Annotated in this window: 19 protein-coding genes and 1 tRNA gene; 12 read left to right on the forward strand and 8 right to left on the reverse strand. The window is 68.3% G+C overall.

Annotated features, from left to right (window positions below; genetic code table 11):
- Positions 1-28 precede the first annotated feature (28 nt).
- From F9B16_RS21025 to F9B16_RS21055, 7 genes are read right to left on the reverse strand one after another with little or no spacing between them, the layout of a single operon-like run.
- Positions 29-484 carry an ATP-binding protein gene (locus F9B16_RS21025; RefSeq protein WP_151541816.1) on the reverse strand — a complete coding sequence of 152 codons (456 nt, stop codon included), beginning with the start codon at positions 482-484 and terminating at the stop codon, positions 29-31.
- On the reverse strand, positions 481-918 hold the full coding sequence (locus tag F9B16_RS21030) for a hypothetical protein (RefSeq protein ID WP_151541817.1): 438 nt from the start codon (positions 916-918) through the stop codon (positions 481-483). The genes F9B16_RS21025 and F9B16_RS21030 overlap by 4 nt, the downstream gene beginning before the upstream one ends.
- Complete coding sequence (locus F9B16_RS21035) at positions 915-1,184, reverse strand: hypothetical protein (protein WP_151541818.1); 270 nt, start codon at positions 1,182-1,184, stop codon at positions 915-917. Before F9B16_RS21035 ends, F9B16_RS21030 begins: the two co-directional genes overlap by 4 nt.
- The gene (locus tag F9B16_RS21040) at positions 1,184-2,374 is read right to left on the reverse strand and encodes a hypothetical protein (protein WP_151541819.1); all 1,191 of its coding nucleotides are present in this window, start codon (positions 2,372-2,374) and stop codon (positions 1,184-1,186) included. Before F9B16_RS21040 ends, F9B16_RS21035 begins: the two co-directional genes overlap by 1 nt.
- Entirely contained in the window at positions 2,371-2,991 is a 621-nt protein-coding gene (locus F9B16_RS21045; protein WP_151541820.1) for a hypothetical protein, read from the reverse strand. Before F9B16_RS21045 ends, F9B16_RS21040 begins: the two co-directional genes overlap by 4 nt.
- A complete protein-coding gene (locus F9B16_RS21050) occupies positions 2,988-3,206 on the reverse strand; it encodes a BldC family transcriptional regulator (protein WP_151541821.1) in 219 nt (72 codons plus the stop codon). Before F9B16_RS21050 ends, F9B16_RS21045 begins: the two co-directional genes overlap by 4 nt.
- A gap of 25 nt (positions 3,207-3,231) precedes the next feature.
- Positions 3,232-3,675 carry a hypothetical protein gene (locus F9B16_RS21055; RefSeq protein ID WP_151541822.1) on the reverse strand — a complete coding sequence of 148 codons (444 nt, stop codon included), beginning with the start codon at positions 3,673-3,675 and terminating at the stop codon, positions 3,232-3,234.
- A 154-nt stretch (positions 3,676-3,829) separates the two neighbouring features.
- Here F9B16_RS21055 and F9B16_RS21060 point away from each other — a divergent pair, with 154 nt between their 5' ends.
- The 5 genes from F9B16_RS21060 (at position 3,830) to F9B16_RS21080 (ending at position 8,901) form a co-directional block, all read left to right on the forward strand.
- Positions 3,830-4,594 carry a GntR family transcriptional regulator gene (locus F9B16_RS21060; RefSeq protein WP_151541823.1) on the forward strand — a complete coding sequence of 255 codons (765 nt, stop codon included), beginning with the start codon at positions 3,830-3,832 and terminating at the stop codon, positions 4,592-4,594.
- A gap of 229 nt (positions 4,595-4,823) precedes the next feature.
- Positions 4,824-5,486, forward strand: coding sequence for a protein phosphatase 2C domain-containing protein (locus tag F9B16_RS21065; RefSeq protein WP_225991813.1), 663 nt, complete (start codon positions 4,824-4,826; stop codon positions 5,484-5,486).
- The gene (locus F9B16_RS21070) at positions 5,483-5,917 is read left to right on the forward strand and encodes an NUDIX hydrolase (protein ID WP_151541824.1); all 435 of its coding nucleotides are present in this window, start codon (positions 5,483-5,485) and stop codon (positions 5,915-5,917) included. Before F9B16_RS21065 ends, F9B16_RS21070 begins: the two co-directional genes overlap by 4 nt.
- Positions 5,918-6,107: 190 nt before the next feature.
- The gene (locus F9B16_RS21075) at positions 6,108-8,561 is read left to right on the forward strand and encodes a trypsin-like peptidase domain-containing protein (RefSeq protein ID WP_192808909.1); all 2,454 of its coding nucleotides are present in this window, start codon (positions 6,108-6,110) and stop codon (positions 8,559-8,561) included.
- A gap of 37 nt (positions 8,562-8,598) precedes the next feature.
- The gene (locus F9B16_RS21080; RefSeq protein WP_151541826.1) at positions 8,599-8,901 is read left to right on the forward strand and encodes a trypco2 family protein; all 303 of its coding nucleotides are present in this window, start codon (positions 8,599-8,601) and stop codon (positions 8,899-8,901) included.
- A 1,618-nt stretch (positions 8,902-10,519) separates the two neighbouring features.
- Here F9B16_RS21080 and F9B16_RS21085 read toward each other — a convergent pair.
- Positions 10,520-10,591, reverse strand: a tRNA-Arg gene (locus F9B16_RS21085).
- A gap of 130 nt (positions 10,592-10,721) precedes the next feature.
- Here F9B16_RS21085 and F9B16_RS21090 point away from each other — a divergent pair.
- From F9B16_RS21090 to F9B16_RS21120, 7 genes are all read left to right on the forward strand, one after another.
- Positions 10,722-11,084, forward strand: coding sequence for a response regulator transcription factor (locus F9B16_RS21090; RefSeq protein WP_151541835.1), 363 nt, complete (start codon positions 10,722-10,724; stop codon positions 11,082-11,084).
- Positions 11,085-11,120: 36 nt separating this feature from the next.
- Positions 11,121-11,801, forward strand: coding sequence for a DALR anticodon-binding domain-containing protein (locus F9B16_RS21095; RefSeq protein ID WP_192808910.1), 681 nt, complete (start codon positions 11,121-11,123; stop codon positions 11,799-11,801).
- Complete coding sequence (lysA, locus tag F9B16_RS21100; protein WP_151541828.1) at positions 11,798-13,195, forward strand: diaminopimelate decarboxylase; 1,398 nt, start codon at positions 11,798-11,800, stop codon at positions 13,193-13,195. Before F9B16_RS21095 ends, lysA begins: the two co-directional genes overlap by 4 nt.
- Positions 13,192-14,517, forward strand: coding sequence for a homoserine dehydrogenase (locus tag F9B16_RS21105; RefSeq protein ID WP_151541829.1), 1,326 nt, complete (start codon positions 13,192-13,194; stop codon positions 14,515-14,517). The genes lysA and F9B16_RS21105 overlap by 4 nt, the downstream gene beginning before the upstream one ends.
- Before the next feature lie 53 nt (positions 14,518-14,570).
- Positions 14,571-15,638, forward strand: coding sequence for a threonine synthase (gene thrC / locus F9B16_RS21110; RefSeq protein WP_151541830.1), 1,068 nt, complete (start codon positions 14,571-14,573; stop codon positions 15,636-15,638).
- On the forward strand, positions 15,638-16,591 hold the full coding sequence (thrB, locus tag F9B16_RS21115; RefSeq protein WP_151541831.1) for a homoserine kinase: 954 nt from the start codon (positions 15,638-15,640) through the stop codon (positions 16,589-16,591). Before thrC ends, thrB begins: the two co-directional genes overlap by 1 nt.
- A gap of 468 nt (positions 16,592-17,059) precedes the next feature.
- Positions 17,060-17,773: Rho termination factor N-terminal domain-containing protein (locus F9B16_RS21120; protein ID WP_192808911.1), on the forward strand; the 714-nt coding region annotated here is incomplete at its 3' end.

The raw sequence follows: 17,773 nt of genomic DNA on the forward strand, positions 1-17,773 counted from the left end.
CAGCCGCGACCGCGCTCGCGGGCCAACATCACCGCTCACTCCCATCGGCGGAGTGCGCAACGGGATCGGGCGTCACGGCGGACGGCGCCGGGTGGGGCAGGTCGACCCACACTCGGCGCCCGCCCTTGGTCGCGGCGTGCTGCAGGACGCCGAGCGTCGCGCAGATCCACAGCCCGCGGCCCGACTCGGCGCCACCGAGCTGGATGTCGGGGGCGTGCTCGCCGCCCTGGTCGACCACCTCGACGTGCGCCCGCGCCTGGCCGAGCACCTCCAGGACCACCCGGTACTTGCCACCCGGCTGGCCGGACGCGGTGTGCCGCGCGGCGTTGGTGGCCAGCTCGGACACGCAGGTCAGCGCATCGCACAACAGCTCGTCAGGGACCCGGGCGCCGGTCAGGACATTGCGGGCCCAGCGGCGCGCCTCCGCCACGGTGCGCAGGTCGTCACCGGCGAAGGCCGTCTCGAAGTGCTTGACGGAGATCACGGCCGCACCCCCGTCCTGCGCAGCGGCGTCACCGTCGCCACGCCCGGCTCGGCCGCCGCGTCGACGTCGGCCAGGCCCTCGTCAGGCTCCTCCTCCGAACTGCGCTCAGCGCCCCGGACGAGCCTCGCGACACGGCTGCTCAGCCACCGCCAAGAGCGAGCCCACCAGGGCCGCCGCACGGCAACCACGGCGTCGGCCAGGTCGCGGACGTCGTCGGCAATGGAGCTGAGCTGGTCGGCGACGTCCCCGCCGGTCTGCGCGAGCTGCGACCGGACCGCCAGCAGGGCGAACCCGATCCCGACCAAGGCGTGGTCGTTCGGCGACATGGCGTCCATGTCGCGGGCGGCATCGGCTAGGGCGCACTCGGCGCCGTGCGCGAAGACGTGCGCCTGGTCGTCCGACAACGCGGCCTGCCAGTCGAAGTAGTCCGTCACGACGCACCCCCGAACTGCCGATCGGTTTCGGCGGTGCGGGCGAATGCCTCGGCCACCAGACGCGAGGCCGGCATCCCGGCGGGCGGGAGTTGACCGCGCTCCTCCAAGAAGCCGGCCAGGTGCACGATCGGGTTCAGCTCGCCGTCACGGTCGGCGGCCACGGCCGCCCGGACGTGCGCGAGCAGCTCGGCGTACTCGGCGCTCAGCAGGTCGTACTCCTGCCTCAGCGCAGCCTCGGTACGGGGCGTGTGCAGCGCCGTAGCCATCACCGCTCACCCCCGTCCGCACCAGTCAGGACCAGCTCGCCGGACGGCCAGCCGGGCACCGCGTCCGCAGGCGCATCATCCGGACCCGCGACCGAGGCGTCGGCACGGTCCGCACGCTGACTCTGCGGATACTCGGGGCCGGACCCGTGCGGAGCGACGTCGACGGTGTCTGCGGACTCAGTACGCGGGTCCTCGTGCGGGACGTTGCGCGAGGCGTCGTCCGCACGGTCCGCCGCGTCGTCGGCGCTGCTGCGGAGCGCAGCCGTGCGGGCGTCGCTCACCACACCCTCACACCAGCGCCGTTTGCGCCCGGTGCGCTCCATCAGCGCCGGATAGTCCGGCGACCACTTGGCCCCGGCCTCACCTGCGGTGAGGATCTCCGCGGCCAGTTCCGCCACGATGGCGTCACGGTCGACCACCACGGCACCGTCCGCACGAGTCCCCGTACGGGACGAGGTGCGCGGCGCCGTGCGGACACGCTGGCCTCCGCGTGCGGACGACCCTGCGGACTCGCGTGCGGACCGCACTGCGGAACGCGCAGCTTCCAGCGTGCGGGCCGGGGAAGCGTCGTGCGCGACCTCGTCCATGCGAGCGGTCGCACCGTTGGCGCGGACCATCGCAGCGCCCGGCGTCTCGCCGGCAGCCTCGGTCGCGCGCAGTGCCGCCGCACGGTCGACGGCCTGGCGGTGCGCGACGTTCACCGACTCGGTGATCCGCTGGCGGATCGTCACCACGGCCTCGGCCGCGCAGAACACGATCGCCGGAGGCACCGAGTGCAGCAGGATCGCCGACGGGTGCAGCGACGCCCACGCCTGCCAGGTGTTCATCGCGTACGTGCAGCCCAGCGCCACCCACTTGGTAGTGCGGACCCATCCGCCGGCGTCCAGACCATGCCGGTTGATGATCTGCTCACCCATCAGCACGCCGATCAGCACCAGGCTGACCATCGGGTCCAGCAGCCACGCGGTCGTCCACACCAGCGACCCGATCCGGGCGTCGCCAGCGGCGAAGTGCGCGACGTTGGCCATGGTGAACAGCAGGCCCAGCACCATCCCGGTCCAGATCAGCCGGTCCACCCAGCCGCGCACGCGCTCCACGCGGAGCGCGACCACATCCGGATCGGTCTGGTAGGCGCGGACCTCCGCGGCGGCGTCCGCAGCGGCCTTGAGCTTGGCGGCCCTGGTCGTCATCGCGGACGCCTCCCTTCCAGGAGGTCCAAGACCGGTCCGACCGTCGCTTTCAGCTCGACGACCAGGCCCGCAACCGCCTCACGGGCGAGCTGCTCGACGTCGTCCTTCGGACCCTCCGGCGCCGCCGGCAACCCGGCGACCGGCAGGGAGAAGGTCAGGGTGATGCTCGCCTGAAGGAACGGGTACTCGGCCACGTCCTGCTCGGACGGAGCGACGAAGTCGTATCCCTCGCCTCGGAACTCCGTCGGCCAGTCGCGCCAGTGCCGGCCACGCTGCCAGTCGAACGAGCGGGCCAGCGCCGTCGGCCAAGGCGCCACCAAGCTCACGACCGCGAGCAGCGACCCGTCCCACTGGCTCCGCTCAACGCTCGCGCCCAGAACCCGCGAGTTGTAGCGGACATAGCCGGGCGCCATCACGGGCCCGGTCGCCGTCCGCCAGGCCGCCGAGGCGAACTCGGCCAGCTTGGTCGACGGCTCGTCCCAGGTACCGTCCCAGCACTCGGCGAACGTGCCGCTCAGCTGGTCCCGGACGTACGCGCCGAACCGGGAGACGCCGTCGCTGGCGTAGTCCCGGTCGTACACCTCATCGACCCAGAACGGGGCGGGGGAGCCGGTCACCGCTGACCACCTCCCACCTCGGCCGACTCATCGGCCAGAAGCGCCCGGACCTCCGACTCGCGGAAGCGCCGGTGACCACCCAGGGTCTTGAAGGAACGCAGCTTGCCCGCTTGGGCCCAACGCGTGACCGTCTTCGGGTCGACGCGGAACGCTGCGGCGACCTCGGCGGACGTCAGCAGTCGCTCGGGCTCGAAAGGCTTGGCTACGGTTGGCATGGGTCGATCTCCTCTCGCTAGGGGCTCAGTTCGACCCGATCGGCGGCTCTGGTGTGCCAGCACCGGAGCCGCTCTCATCTGCAGTGGTCGGTGGTGCACTGATCGAGCCAGCGAGGCAGTCGGCCTGCTGGGCCGTGCACAACACCTGGATGCGAAAGTCCGTGTAGCCGTGCTCTACGGCGTACGCGTTGTAGCCGCGCTGGCTCGGCCAACGAAGCTCCAAAGCCTTGGCCAGGCGCTCAACCGCTCGGCGAGCGGCCTCTCGCGCCTCAGCGTGTGGACGCCAAGGACCGACGACTCGTGAGAGCGCGCCGGTCCATTCCTCTCCGCCGGGCCCCTCGTAGACGAGTGACGGCCCATCGGCTCGGATCGCTCGCACAGCGCGAAGCGGCTGGTCCGGTCGGTGCCATGGCTTGAGGGCGTACATCTCGCCCGGCTCGATGTCCTTCGCCTTCACGACGACCTCCAAGACGAAAACCAGACGAACGCCCCACGAGCGCCGACCCGAGGCAGCTACCTCAGACCGGTACCTCACTAGTGAGGTGGTGAGCATGGCGGCACGGTAACCCGGCCTCGGCATTCGGGTCAACAACCTCGCTAGTGAGGTTGCGTAGGATGGAGAGATGATCGACCCGACGGACCCCCGGTCACCCTCGCGCCAGATTGCGGATGACCTGCGTGAAGAGATCCGTGATGGGGGCCTGGCCCCGGGGGCTCGGCTGCCGTCTGAACGCGAGCTCGTCGAGCGTTACGGCACGTCGCCACAGACCGCGAGGCAAGCCGTCTCTCTCCTGAAAGGTGAGGGCTTGGTCGTCGGCATGCCTGGGCGCGGGGTGTTCGTTCGCGAACGTCCGCCAGTGCTCCGGGTCGGTTCGGATCGCTACGCGCGCTGGCGCCGTGTCCAAGGCAAGGCCCCGCTCCAGGCCGAGGTGGAAGAACTCGGCCTCAAGTGGCGTCAGGAGGTCTTGGCACTAGCCGAAGTGCCCGCTCCAGACTGGATCGCTACCTGGTACGAGGTCGACCCTGGCGCCCCCCTGTTCGTGAGGCGCCGGCGGTTCTGGATCGACGACAACCCATCACAGCTAGCAGACAGCTACTACCTCCTGGACCTGGTGAAAGGCACGCGCATCACCGAGGAGAACACTGGGCCAGGAGGCGGCTACCGAGTCCTCGAGGAACTCGGCTACCCGCTGACGCGTGTTCGCGAGGAGGTCGCGATCAGGATGCCGACCCCCGACGAAGTTCGCGCGCTTCGGCTTGAGCCGGGGACACCAGTCGCTGAACTGCATAGGGTCTCGTTCTCAGGAGACAAGCCGATTGAGGTACTGCAAGGCATCCTCGCCGGTGACCGATACGTCTTCTGCTACGACATGCCCGTGAACGACTGACGGTTGGGAGAACGCGCATGGTGCGTCACGCCTGGACAGGCGCTGAGGCGTGATGTTGCCGGTACGCGTCTGCACCGCGGAACGACCCGGCGATGATGGCTGCTCGGAGGATCGTGTCTTCGCCCGGCCTAACGCTGTGGTCGTCCTCGACGGAGTCAGCCCGCTACGGCCAGAAGGACCTAGAGACGGCTGGTACCCCGACGCCCTCGGGCAGCGCATCCTCGACCTCTTGGACAGCGATCCCTCCGCAGACCTGCCCGATGTACTCGCGACCGCTATCGATCACGTCTCAGCAAAGCACTCGCTCGTACCTGGCGAGTCGCCGGCCAGCACAGTGGCGATCATCAGATGGGATGACTACCACATCGACGGCCTCGTCCTCGGAGACAGCCCGATCGTCGTGTTCAGCCGAGATGGCAGCGTGGACGTCCTTCGCGATGGACGACACGAGACTGTCGTCGCCGAACTGCGCCGCGAAGCTCGCCAGACCACCGAGGGCCTGAACACGCTCGACGACCTCATCCGCGCGACCCGGCCCGCGAAGCTGGCCCGCATGAACCGCGACGGTGGCTACTGGATAGCAGAGGCGACGCCCGAGGCCGGCCACCACGCCATCCTCCGCCGATGGCCGGTCGACAGCATCCACGCTGTGGCAGCCATGACCGATGGCGTCAGCTGTGGTGTCGAGGACTACGGCGTTCCCCCATCGTGGCCGGCTGCCCTCACCCTCGCCCTGAGCGACGGATTGCAGGCGCTCCTGGCCGCCATCCATGACGCCGAGGCCACCGACAAGGACCGCCAGCGCTGGCCACGCCCAAAGACACACGACGACAAGGCAGCCGCGATCATCGTCTTCCCACACGAGCACCAGGCCTGGGCTGACGAGCAATGACCGCTCTTCCACGGCATTCAGTCGCGGTCGCCGGCATCGTCATCGACGATCAGGGCAGGGCTCTCCTCATCCGACGTCCAGAGAACGGCCGCTGGGAACCGCCAGGCGGAGTCCTCGAACTCGAAGAGACCTTCGCCGACGGTGTGCGCCGCGAGGTCAAAGAGGAGACCGGCCTCGACGTCGAGCCAGAAGCGCTCACGGGGATCTACAAGAACATGGCCTGCGGCATCGTGGCCCTCGCCTTTCGCTGCCGTCTTCGAGGCGGCACCCTGACGACGAACCCCGAAGCAGACGCGTTCCGCTGGGCCTCCGCAGACGAGATAGCCACCCTGACGAACGAGGTCTTCGCCCACCGCATCCTCGACGCCTACCGCGACGATCCGAAACCAGCTCTTCGAGAGCACGACGGCATCAGCCTGATCAACCTGTAGGAACAGGCACGTCTTTGAGTCCTGATTCGGCCACTGTCTTACTTTCATCGTGGTTGCAGGGTATGCCTGATGGCGTGAAGTCCCAGGAGAAGGTTGCCGGTACCCACCAACCTTCAGAAGCCGGCCAGACCCTACCGAGCTTCCATGAATCACTTGTGCTTGTCGGGGCAAGTGGCTTAGGAGAAAGAGCTTGGTAGCGGGGTATGGGCGGACGGTTATTGTTCGCTCACGCAGGACAGGTACAGGCTTCAGGATATCCAACGCCCTTGTACTCACAGCTGCTCATGTCGCTGACGCTGTAGGGACTATTGAGATTCCGAAGCAGGGAATTGTCAACTGTCGGCGGGTCTGGGTTTCCAATGAAGTGGACGCCGCCTTATTTGCTGTTGATGTTTCAGAAAGCCTGCCAGAGGTCCCAAATACAAGTTGGGGCGTCTTGTGCTCAAGAGCCGGGAAAATTCCAGTTGAAGCGCACGGGTTTCCCGACTTCCTTGCTAGCGCTGATACATCAAGACGCGAGTACGAGCAGGCGCATGGCTACATTAATCCGCTCACGGGAATGATGAAAGGGGAGTTGCATGTCAGCATAGATACCGAAATATGGAAGAATAAAGAGCGACTTTGGCCTGGCATGTCAGGTGGGCCGGTCTTTGCTCACGGAAAACTCGTTGCCTTGGTTTCCAAAGCAGCAGGACAGGCCGCTCGTCTGGTTGTGCGTCCGATCGTAGATTTCGTCTACGATCCAGGTTTTCGTCAAGTCGTACAAAGACATAGCGGAATTGAAATCGTAGCTGAGCCTGCTGACATTTGTGCGTTGACGTCGTCTCTCACGCCGAGTAGACGACCTACATCGATTGCCGCCCTGGTGCGTGCAAGTTCTGAGATTGTAAATTTCAGAGGCAGGAACGAAATATTCCCGAAGCTAATCAGGTGGACGGACCGTTCGGGCTTCGGGACTCTTCTTTTGCATGGCACCGGGGGGCAAGGAAAGACTCGGCTTGCCCGGCAAATTGTTCGTGAACTTAGTCGCCACGGCTGGGCGGCGGGATTCGTTGCCAATTTTGATCCGATCGCTGCTGATGTTCGGGATGCACTGGACCGTCTTGCTTACCTTGCCCGACCGACGCTGCTGGTGATTGACTACGCGGAAAGCAAGCCAGGGCATATACAGCAACTCGCCCAGCAAATGCGCCGCAGTGAAATTCCATCAAAACTTTTACTTCTCGCGCGTAGCGCTGGCCCGTGGTGGGATGCGGTGCGCCATGCTGATAGCGATTTAGAAGACGCGTTCCAGGATGCCGAGGACCACAAGCTTGAACCCATTCGAGGCTCCTCGCGGGACTGGTCGATGCTGTTTAGTGAAGCTATCAAGGCATTCGTCTCCAGTTTGCCGAGTCTGAATGCCAGTGCCACTCGCGACTGGGCCGAGGTTGCTAACTCGGTCGACATGTCGGCAGTGACATTTGACAAAGACTCCTCGGCTATGGAGATTCAGTTAAGCGCTCTGAATGCTCTGCTGAATGCTGCCAATGACGAAAGGATGGGCGGCAATCCCGTAATCGACCAGTTGCTGCAGCATGAAGTCCGATATTGGCATCACATCGCAGCCGGTCATGGACTCAGATTCGGTAGGGGCGAGATGCTTCTAGATGTGGTATCTGCCGGTTGTCTGTACGGTGCCGCTGATTGGCAGGATGCAGATGAAATTATTCGACGCTTCTCGACTTCTCTTAGCAGCGAAGAAATTCGAGTCGCTTGTCGCGAACTGATCACCGATATTCTTCGCAGAGATTCAAACTCATACTGGGAGCCTATTGACCCTAGTTCGCTTGCAGAATATTTGGTCGTGCAACGTATTCATCACAATGGCAAGCTGCTCGTCGAGCATCTCCCATTTGTTCGCGAGCATCAAATGGTCAACGCCCTAACGATGCTATGTAGGGCAGCACCTCACGATGAGTTAATATGGCGACTTGTTAAGCAAATCGTCATCCAGCATCGTCACAGAGTTTCCTTCGACCTGCTTGCTGGGATCGGGGCTGCTGCGCCCAACCCCCGGCCGATCGCTGAACTCCTTAAGGGCGTTGCTTCGAAAGGAAACAACGCTCAGAAAGGCATGATCGACGTATTGAGCGGCAAGTCACGTTCTGTTGACCAGCAACGATCTCTCTGGCGGAGTTATACTCAAGCATTTGCTGATGTGCCCGAATCTCGAATGCAACGAGCTTCCGAGCGTGTAGCTCATTTGGCGGACCTCTTGTCCGGAGTCGCGCCCGAACTTACTGGCGGCATCAATCTAGCAATGGATGTAATTCCGGAACTGCTTGGGAAGTTTAAAAGGATTAAGCGTGAGCTAATTAGCGCTAACGAAGCAATTGATTTGGCCTCGGGGGGTCTTCGGCGCCATCGCGACCTCGATACCGAGTATTACGAAATAGCGGTATCTCGCACGAGGCGCGCTAGTCGGGCAGCGGAATCGGCTCTTAACTATCTGGACGAGATGCACGGTGCAGTTCGAGCTTTTCAAAGAAGCCCAGCAACTCTAGAGGACATAAATGCAACGCTGGCTGAGCTCGCTAGGGATGTTCTGGATATGCGGGATCGGCTTGAGCGTCTGAATGCTGAGACCAGATCACTTGGCTGAGGAGGTATAAGTAGTGAGACTCTCTGGAGGAGAAGAGATGGACCGACCTTGGACAGGTCTAGCGGAGGCAATCGCCGCCGTACGTGCTGAACTCGTGCGCGCGAAAGAGCTTGGTGCTGGTAGTGCCATGCCATTCGAGGTGGGGCCTGTCGAAATCCAGTTCACGGTTGCTTTGATCAATGAAGGAAAGGCGAGCGCTGGAATTAAGGTGTGGGTACTGGGGGCAAATGCGAGTTCTGCCGCTACCGATCAGCAGACCCATCAACTCAAGGTGACTCTCCAACCTCGCGGCGAGGATGGGCTGCCGGAGCATGTTGGGGCCGACGACTTCAATCCTTAACTGGTCACCTGCGGCATCTGGCACAGAATCGCATTCCGTTCTTCTGGAGTACGAGCCGCGAGCAGTCGACGTGCGAGGGCGGCGTATGGTTTGCCGTCTACGCGGTTTGGTTTAGTGGGATGGGCTGCAAAGACGCCGTACTGCCCTTTTCCAGAAGCGGGTTCGGCTGCTGGGCTCTGTGAGAGACTTCCTGCCGCCAGAAGTGACTTGGCTTTGGTGAGATGGTCCCCGATTAGTACGCAGGCATTGCAGGAGGTGTCTCGGTCTAGTTGGTGGCCGTCTTCGCAGCGGACGTCCGGGCAGTGCCGGCCTCGGCGGACGAGGCGGGTGGCTACTGCTACGGCGTCGCGGATGGGGTCGGTGTCGGTGATGCGGTAGCGCCAGTGGTCCCAGTTCCGGGTGATGCGGTCGGCCAGTTCAGCTGGGGTGCGGTGCTGCAGCTCGGCGGTGAGGGCCCTCAGGACGCGCTGGGAGCCGTGTTCCGGGATGTGGCGGGTTAGCTCGGGCGGGAGCGTTCGGTAGAGGTCGATGGCGGCTTGGGGGACGCGGGTCGGCGTTCGGCGGGCTGGGCGGTTTCGGCGATGGTGCTCGGACTCCCCGGCTTTGCCGGCTTCTCGCGTTCGCGCGCTCTGGTTGCTGTAGGCGCCTTCGGCGGGAAGCGACGGTGGCTCCTCAGGGGGTGCATAGGTATGGGGTGTCTCCTGTGGAGTGCCGGTTGCTGCGAGGGGTGTGTGCCGCGTCCTGCTCGGGGTGACTGCCGCTATATGAGCGGGGTTGCTGTGGGGGTCCGTGCGGCGGCGGCCGTGGGTGGCGTAGTGCTCGGCGGTCTTAGTCGCGTCCTCTTCCTCTATGACGACACGGATGGACAGCCAGCCTCCTGGGCGAGCGGTTGCCTCGATGAGGCCGGCCGTCTCCAACTCGGCTAGGCGGCGCCTGGCGGTTGCCTGGGAGGTGTTCAGGGCTGCGGCGAGGCGGGCCATGGTGGCGTCGAAGGGGTGGGGCTTGCCGTTGCGGTGAGCGCGGTCTACCGCGGCTGTGTAGAGGCGCCATGCTTCGGCTGAGACGGTGCCGGCGGGGCGGCGGCGTCCGGCCCAGACCATGTCGAGGGTCCAGGCGGGGACGGGGGCGTAGCGGTCGCCGGTCTCGCGGGGGCGGCGTAGGGCGGCGTGTAGGACGCTGCGTTTGGCGCCTCGGGGTGTGGAGCGCGAGAGGTAAGGGCCGTCCGCGGTTGGGGCCAGGAGTTGGCGGCGGGCGTCGTCTAGGGCGGTAGTGGAGGTGCCTGCTCGTTCGGCTAGGAAGCGGCGGCGGGCGATGGCGGGGGCGCGGCCGCCGTCCAGGCCGTGGGGCATGAGGGTCTCGTACATCGCCCACGTCCAAACGGCCAGGGCGCTGTGGTCGGGGGAGTAGATGAGGGAGCGCGGGATCTGGACGTGGCCGCGGGGCGCCCTGGTGCGCGTCATCGGCGGCCTCGATCGTGGGGCGCCGGGATGTCTGTTTCACAGTGAGCCCACAGATGGCGGCCATTGGCGGCGGCCGGTTGCATAGGGCTGCACAAATGGAAAAACCCGTCCGGCCTGTTTCTGCAGGTCGTAACGGGTTTCTGCTGGTGATCTTCGGGTGCCCCCTGCAGGATTCGAACCTGCGCACACGGCTCCGGAGGCCGTTGCTCTATCCCCTGAGCTAAGGGGGCCCTTGCGTCGCGGTGCGGCGCGTGTTGGAAGGTTACCAGGGTTGGCGGGCTTGCGCGTACGTGGACGTTCGCCGTGCGTTCGGGGGTGGAGTCGACTAACTTCGAGGCCGTGACCGAGCCTCTGGGACGCGTGCTGGTCGTCGACGACGACGAGGTGATCCGGCAGCTCATCGCCGTGAACCTGCAGCTCGAGGGGTTCGAGGTGGCGACCGCGGTGGACGGCCAGGACTGCCTGGAGAAGGTGGCCGAGGTGCGGCCGGACGTGATCACGCTGGACGTGATGATGCCGCGGCTGGACGGGTGGGTGACGGCCGTCCGGCTCCGGGAGGACCCGGGGACCGCGCACATCAGGGTCGTGATGATCACGGCGCGGGCGCAGGAGCACGATGTGCGGCGCGGGCACGAGATCGGCGTGGACGCGTACGTGACGAAGCCGTTCGACCCGAACCAGCTGATCCAGACGGTGCGGAAACTCGCTGCGGTGTCCAGATAGTGGTCGGATAGTCTCACCAGGGTGACTCCGGCCGAGGTGAGCGATGCCCTTGTGGAGGCGGCGCGCGGTGCCGTCGCCGAGGGCGGCCCGGCCGTCGAGGTCCCCGATGAGGTGCTCGTTCTGGCGTGCGGGGCGGGGGTTTTCGAGAGTCCCGTGGCGCTGGTGCTGGGGCTGGAGCCCGAGGCGATCGCGAAGCGGGTCGGGGGGTCGGTCACCGGGCGCGGGTTCGTGCGGGTCGAGGTGCCGGCGGCGGACGTGGTGAAGGCCATCCTGCGGGATCCCGGTTACGGGACCGCGTGCGTTCCGCGGTTCGGGTGGGACGACCGGCCCAGGTCCTTCGAGAACCCGGGGTTCTCGGTGCGGTACGCGTATGCGCGGGCCTGCTGGACGGGGCGGTGGGCTCAGGATCTCGGGGTGGGAACCGGGGAACTGCAAAGCCCGGAGCCCGCGGAGCTGCGGCTGGTGGGTGTGCTGGGCGAGGTGCCCGGGCGAGCGAAGCAGGCGGAGCGGGAAGGCGACGCCCGGCCGCTGGCGTTCTGCTTGGAGAGGGTCGCCGGGGCGTACCACGACGTCCATGAGCGGTGCCCGGCCGTGCCCCTGGGGGACGAGAAACCCGGGGCGGTGCACGCGGGACGCGCCGGGCTGGCGCGGGCCGTGCGCATCGCCCTCGGCAACGGCCTGAAGATGATCGGTGAGACCCCTAGAGAGCGGATATGAGTCGAGTTCACCCGGCCGGGCCCCGGCACGCTGACGTCCTGCCCGAAGACCACCCGGCGGGGCCGGCGGACGACCTGAACGCGCTGGACCCGCACGTGTGGCCGCGCGGCGCGACCCGCGCGGACGGCGTGCTGACGATCGGCGGCGTCGACGTGCGGGACCTGGCGAAGGAGTACGGCACGCCCCTGTACGTCTATGACGAGGAGGACGTGCGGTCCCGGGCGAGGGAGTACGCGGCGGCGTTCCACGACGGTGACGTGCATTACGCGGGCAAGGCGTTCCTGTGCACGGCGGTGGCGCGGTGGCTGAACGAGGAGGGCCTCGGGCTGGACGTGTGCAGCGGCGGCGAGCTGGCCGTGGCGCTGGCGGCGGGCTTCCCGACGGAGCGGATCACGCTGCACGGGAGCAACAAGGCGTCCTGGGAGCTGGAGAAGGCGCTGGAGGCCGGGGTCGGCCGGATCGTCGTGGACTCGTTCGAGGAGATCGCCCGGCTGGGGTACCTGGCGCAGGAGAAGGGCGTCCGGCCGAAGGTGATGGTGCGGGTCACGACGGGCGTCGAGGCGCACACGCACGAGTTCATCGCGACCGCCCACGACGACCAGAAGTTCGGGTTCTCCAGGAGCTCGGGGGCGGCGCTCGAGGCCGTGAGGCGGGTGCTGGCGCTCAAGCAGCTGGAGCTCGTGGGCCTGCACAGCCACATCGGGTCGCAGATCTTCGACGTGGACGGGTTCGAGGTGGCGGCGCACCGGCTGGCGGAGCTGCTGGTGGCGATCCGCGACGAGCACGGCGTCGAGCTGCCGGAGCTGGACCTCGGCGGCGGGTACGGGATCGCGTACCTGCCGGGGGAGGAGCCGCACGACCCGAAGTCGATGGCGGACGGCCTCCGGGAGATCGTCGCGCACGAGTGCCGGGCGTACGGGCTGGCGATGCCGCGGCTGACGGTGGAGCCGGGCCGGGCGATCATCGGCCCGGGCGGCGTGACGCTGTACGAGGTCGGCACGGTGAAGGACGTCGAGGGCCTGCGGACGTACGTGTCGGTGGACGGCGGGATGAGCGACAACCTGCGGACCGCGCTGTACGGCGCGGAGTACACCGGCGCGCTCGCGAGCCGGTCGTCCGACGCATCCCCCATGCTCAGTAGGCTTGTCGGCAAGCACTGCGAAAGCGGCGACATCGTCGTGCGGGACCTGTGGTTCCCCGAAGATATTGCGGCGGGGGACCTGGTGGCGGTGGCCGCGACCGGTGCGTACTGTCGATCGATGGCCAGTAACTACAACCACGTCCCGAAGCCCGCCGTGGTGGCGGTGAAGGACGGCAGGTCGCGCGTGATCGTCCGCCGGGAGACCGCCGAGGACCTGCTGCGGCTGGATGCGGATGCGGAGGTCCGAGCGTGAAACCCGAACGTGGCCCGCTGCGGGTCGCGCTGCTGGGATGCGGCGTCGTCGGCAGCGAGGTCGTCCGGCTGCTGCGCGAGCAGGCCGACGATCTCGCGGCGCGGGTGGGGACGCCGCTGGAGCTGGCCGGGGTCGCGGTGCGGCGGCCCGAGCGGGTCCGCGCGGGCGTCGACCCGGCGCTGGTCACGACGGACGCGCAGGGCCTGGTCACGCGGGACGACGTGGACATCGTCGTCGAGGTGATCGGCGGGATCGAGCCGGCCCGGACGCTGATGCTGGAGGCGATGAAGACCGGCAAGTCGGTCGTCACCGCGAACAAGGCGCTGCTGGCCGAGGACGGGGCGACGCTGTTCGCGGCGGCCCGCGAGTACGGCGCGGACCTGTACTACGAGGCGTCGGTGGCGGGCGCGATCCCGCTGCTGCGGCCGCTGCGGGAGTCGCTGGTCGGCGACCACGTGCACCGGGTGCTCGGCATCGTCAACGGCACCACGAACTACATCCTCGACCAGATGGACTCCAACGGCGCCGGGTTCAACGAGGCGCTGGAGGAGGCGCAGGCGCTCGGGTACGCGGAGGCGGACCCGACCGCGGACGTCGAGGGCTTCGACGCGGCGGCGAAGGCGGCGATCCTCGCGCAGCTGGCGTTCCACACCCCGGTGACCGCGGCGGACGTGCACCGGGAGGGCATCACCGAGGTGTCCGCGGCGGACGTGGCGGGCGCCAAGGGCATGGACTGCGTGGTGAAGCTCCTCGCGATCTGCGAGCGCGTCCCCTCGGACGGCGGCGCGCAGGACGGCCGGAACGGGCGCGGGGTGTCCGTGCGCGTGTACCCGGCGATGATCCCGCGGTCGCATCCGCTGGCGAGCGTCCGCGAGGCGTACAACGCGGTGTTCGTGGAGGCGGAGTCGGCGGGGTCGCTGATGTTCTACGGCGCGGGCGCGGGCGGCGCCCCGACGGCGTCTGCGGTGCTCGGCGACCTGGTCGCGGTGGCGCGCAACGTGGTCGGCGGCACCCCGGGCCCGGTCGAGGTGACGTACGCGAAGCTGCCGGTGCTGCCGATGGGCGAGACCGTCACCCGCTACTACATCCACCTGGACGTGACGGACGAGGCGGGCGTGCTCGCCGCCGTCGCCGCGGAGTTCGCGCGGCACGAGGTGTCGATCCAGGCCGTCCGGCAGGTGGGGCTGGGCGAGGAGGCGCAGCTCGTGGTGGTGACGCACCGGGCGCCGGACGCGGCGCTGTCGGCGGTCGTCGAGGGACTGCGGGGGCTGGACAGCGTCCGCGAGGTCGCGAGCGTCATGCGCGTCGAGGGCGAGGAGTGAGATCCCGGTAGAATCCGGGTCCACATTCGCAGGTCAGCCAAGGAGACACTGACGTGAACGGGAACGCCCGCGTGTGGCGCGGCCTCATCGAGGAATACCGCGACCGGTTGCCGGTGACGGACGCGACGCCCGTGGTGACGCTGCTGGAGGGCGGCACGCCGCTGGTGCCGGCCGTCCGGCTCTCCCAGCTGACCGGCTGCGAGGTGCACCTGAAGGTCGAGGGCCTCAACCCGACGGGGTCGTTCAAGGACCGCGGGATGACGATGGCGATCAGCAAGGCGGCCGAGGACGGCGCCAAGGCGGTCATCTGCGCCTCGACCGGCAACACGTCCGCGTCGGCCGCCGCATACGCGGTGCGGGCCGGGATGACGTGCGCGGTGCTCGTCCCCAACGGCAAGATCGCGATGGGGAAGCTGGCGCAGGCGCTGGTGCACGGCGCGCGGCTGCTGCAGGTGGACGGCAACTTCGACGACTGCCTGGAACTGGCCCGCAAGCTGTCCGTCGACTATCCGGTCGCGCTGGTCAACTCCGTCAACAAGTACCGGCTTCAGGGGCAGAAGACCGCCGCGTTCGAGATCGTGGACGCGCTCGGCGACGCCCCCGACGTGCATTGCCTGCCCGTCGGCAACGCCGGCAACATCTCCGCGTACTGGATGGGCTACAAGGAGTACGCCGCCGACAAGGTCGCGGCGCAGACGCCCCGGATGCTGGGCTTCCAGGCCAGCGGCGCGGCGCCGTTCGTCAAGGGCGAGCCGGTACTGAAGCCGCAGACGATCGCGACCGCGATCCGGATCGGCAACCCCGCGTCCTGGGACCTCGCGATCGCCGCGCGCGACGAGTCCGGCGGCGCGATCGACTCCGTCACCGACCGGCAGATCCTGGCCGCCTACCGGCTGCTCGCCCGGGAAGAGGGCGTGTTCGTGGAGCCGGCGTCCGCGGCGAGCGTCGCGGGCCTGCTCCAGGCCGCCGAGCGGGGCGTGGTGAAGCCCGGCTCGAAGGTCGTCTGCACGGTGACCGGCAACGGCCTCAAGGACCCCGACTGGGCGATCTCCGGCGCGCCGGCGCCGACCGTCGTCCGCGTCGACGCCCACGAGGCGGCCTCCGCGCTCGGCCTCACCTGATGGGGGCGCCGGAACGGTCCGTCCTGGTGCGGACGCCGGCGACGAGCGCGAACCTGGGGCCGGGCTTCGACTCGCTCGGCCTCGCGCTGTCGCTGTACGACGACGTCGAGGTGGCGCTGACCGGCGACGGGGTGTCCATCGAGGTGGACGGCGAGGGCGCCGAGGTCGCCGACCGCGGCGAGCGGCACCTGATCGTGAAGGTGCTGCGCCGGGCCTTCGACGCGCTGGACGAACTCGCCGCGGCCGGACCCGGCCAACCGTCCGGCCAGCCGAAGGGCATCCGGCTGCGGTGCCGCAACCGCATCCCGCACAGCCGGGGGCTCGGCTCGTCGTCCGCGGCCATCGTCGCGGGGATCGTCGCGGCGCGCGCGCTGCACCCGCACGGCGACCTCATGGACGACGACGCCGCGCTGCGCCTCGCCACCGACATCGAGGGCCATCCCGACAACGTCGCGCCGTGCCTCGCCGGCGGCCTCACCATCGCCTGGACGACCCCGTCCGGCGCCCGGCTCGTCCGGCTGGAACCGCAGGTCAGGCAGGTCGTGGCGTTCGTTCCCGAACAGCGGCTGGCGACCGAGCGGGCGCGCGGGCTGCTGCCCGGGACCGTCCCGCACGGCGACGCCGCGGCCAACGCCGGACGCGCCGCGCTGCTCGTCGCGGCGCTCACCGGCGGCCTCGGCGACGGGGTGCTGCTGGACGCGACGGAGGACCGGCTGCACCAGAATTACCGCGCCCCCGCGATGCCGGAGTCGGCGGAACTCGTCGAACGGCTGCGTTCCGCCGGAGTGCCCGCGGTGATTTCGGGGGCAGGACCCACTGTCCTGGCCTTCACAAACGCATCACGAGTTGATTCGATGGCTTCGCGAGTGGGTAATGGGTGGCACGAACACCCGTTGGACGTCGCGACCCGCGGCGCATGCGTCGTGCCCGGTGAACCCGGCCGCCGGACCTGACGCGGCGCCCGGACGGGCCGGCCCGCGGCCCGGGCCGCCGCGGCGCTCCGGCCGGTGCGGGTCCCCGCAGGATCCACCTAGGTAAAATGCGAAGACATCGACCTCTGGGGAATAGCAGTGTGCCCTGGTGATGTTAGGCTGATTGCCGCACCAGATGCCCCGTTCGGGGCAGCGTGCTCGTCAGCCGCGCGTCACCTGCCCGGCCCTCCGGCCGTGGCGGTCCCGCGTACCAGGCTCCCCGACACCGTGACATCCCGTTGTCAGGCATTCCAGCGAAACTACGGACGTGGCGGTAGCGGGGACACGTGCGAGCGAACCGTCCCGTCCACCATCTGGCTGTGCCCAGAAAATCGCCGATCCCGGCCCCATCGTGATCAGCGGAGCCCGACTCGGCGCCCCCGCCGGGCCGTATTACCGGGTTGACTGGCCGAACGCCGGCCGACGCCCGCTCCCTGGGAAGGACCCTTAGTGAGCGAATCCAGCGAACTCCTTACGGACGCATCCAGCACGGCACCCGCGGCCGACGCCGCCCAGAACGGCGCGGAGCCCGCCGCCCCCCGGCGCCGCCGGAGCGGCACGGGCCTGTCCGCCATGGTGCTGCCCGAGCTCAAGGCGCTCGCGTCCAGCCTCGGCATCACCGGCGTGACCGGGATGCGCAAGAGCCAGCTCATCGCGGCCATCCAGGAGAAGCAGGGCGGCGGCCAGGGGCAGGGCTCGGCGGGCGAGCAGGGAGCCGCTGCCAAGGCCGCCGCCGGGGCCGGCGCGGCCGACGCGGGCAAGGCCGCGCAGGACGTCGGCAAGGCCGAGACGGCCAAGGCCGAGCGCCCGCGCCGCACCCGCGCCGCGGCGAAGCGCGAGACGTCCGAGCAGGTCGCGATCCCCGAGACCGCGCCGGAGCAGCCCGCCGCCGACCGGCAGGCCGACAAGCAGGACGGCCGGCCCGAGAAGGCCGAGCGGCAGGGCGGACGGCAGAGCGCGCGCACGGCGGACAAGCAGGACCGGGGGGCGTCCGAGGGCCGGGGCGACCGGCAGAACGACCGGCAGAACCGGGAGCCCGCCGCGGCCCAGGGCGGCGGCTCCGAGGACGGCGAGGCCCAGGGCGGCCGCGAGTCCGGCCGGGACGGCGGCCGCGAGGGCCGGGACGGGCGCGAGGGCGGGCGCCAGCGCCAGCGCGGCGGCCGC

The sequence above is a fragment of the Actinomadura montaniterrae genome (assembly GCF_008923365.1).
Lineage (GTDB): Bacteria > Actinomycetota > Actinomycetes > Streptosporangiales > Streptosporangiaceae > Spirillospora > Spirillospora montaniterrae.